The 229-nt window shown below is 39.7% G+C and carries 1 pseudogene; it reads right to left on the bottom strand.

Going from position 1 to position 229, the window contains the following annotated elements:
- Nucleotides 1-58 precede the first annotated feature (58 nt).
- Nucleotides 59-229, bottom strand: a pseudogene (locus SORDD27_RS09530) (phosphoribosylanthranilate isomerase); the annotation flags it as partial.

Consider the following 229-nt stretch of genomic DNA (forward strand, 5'->3'; position numbering starts at 1 on the left):
CAAGCTCTATATCCAATTCCGAAACTCCTGCAAAATCAAGTAAGGAATCGATACTTCAAAATTCAACACTCACTCTATCCTTTTGGAATTCATGCTCATGAATATCTATTAAGTCGTAGCCTAAGTCTTTCATCACTTTCATTATCTTGTCCCAGTCATAAATTCTGAGATGATCAGGTGCTTCCCAACCTCTAGGGTCACCAGGCACATGAATGTCAATGTCAGACGG

It is taken from the genome of Streptococcus oralis (assembly GCF_001579025.1).
Lineage (GTDB): Bacteria > Bacillota > Bacilli > Lactobacillales > Streptococcaceae > Streptococcus > Streptococcus oralis_X.